Origin of the sequence: Geodermatophilus maliterrae (assembly GCF_041018925.1) — a bacterium.
GTDB classification, from domain to species: Bacteria; Actinomycetota; Actinomycetes; order Mycobacteriales; family Geodermatophilaceae; genus Geodermatophilus; species Geodermatophilus maliterrae.
In genome coordinates this window covers 1-952 of the sequence record NZ_JBFNXQ010000219.1, presented here as the reverse complement: position 1 = coordinate 952, position 952 = coordinate 1, and the positions used below count along the sequence as shown (strand labels likewise).

Below are 952 nucleotides of genomic sequence, written 5' to 3'. Positions count from 1 at the left end.
GAGTGTCTGGCGGATCTTGCTGCTGCGGGTGTAGAGCGGTGAGGTGCAGGACCGGCACGATCTGACCGACGAGCAGTGGGCGGTGCTCGAGCCGCTGCTGCCCGATCGCACCCCGCGGCGAGGAGGCCGTTGGGTCGATCACCGCCCGGTGGTCGATGGGGTCATCTGGCGCACCCGCACCGGCGCCCCGTGGCGTGACCTGCCGCCGGCCTACGGGCGCTGGCAGACCGTCTATGACCGGCATCGACGCTGGTCAGCCGATGGCACCTGGGACCGGGTGCTGCAGACGTTGCGCACCGCCTGCGATGTGGACCTGACCGCGGAGCAGGGCGAGTGGGCGGTGAGCATCGACTCCACGATCGTGCGTGCCCATCAGCACGCCGCCGGCGCCCGCGGTTCCCCGCCGCGGGACGTGCCGCCCGAGCGGCTGGCGCCGCAGGTCGCCCCGGGCCCGCGCGAGCGCGGGCGTGCGGGGGGTCAACACCGCTCACCCCGGCGCGCAGCAGCAACGCCGCCAGGCCGGCCGGGACCGTGAGGCACTGGGCCGCTCCCGCGGTGGCCTGAGCACCAAGGTGCACCTGCTCGCCGACGCCCGCAGCCGCCCGCTGGTGCACGTGCTCAGCCCCGGTCAACGCGGTGACACGCTGGCCTACGCCCCGCTGATGGCCCGCCTGACGGTGCCGCGGCGCCGGCCCGGACCGGCCCGCACCCGCCCGGACCGGCTGATCGCGGACAAGGCCTACTCGGCCGCCGGCCTGCGCTCGGACCTGCGCCGCCGCCGGATCACCGCGACCATCCCGGTGCCCGACGACCAGGTCCGGCACCGGGTGCACCACGGCCGCCGCGGTGGGCGACCGCCGGCCTTCGACGCCGAGGCCTACAAGCGCCGCAACACCGTCGAACGCGCCATCAACCGGCTCAAAGACCATCGCGCCTTCGCCATGCGCACCGA

1 protein-coding gene and 1 pseudogene are annotated in these 952 nt (G+C 75.2%); both read left to right on the top strand.

Translation table 11 applies throughout. From position 1 onward, the window contains the following. Positions 1-43: 43 nt before the first annotated feature. Positions 44-394, top strand: a pseudogene (locus tag ABQ292_RS26565) (IS5 family transposase); the annotation flags it as partial. Positions 395-467: 73 nt separating this feature from the next. Then, on the top strand, positions 468-952 hold a 485-nt coding region (locus ABQ292_RS26560), incomplete at its 3' end, for a transposase (RefSeq protein ID WP_369210698.1).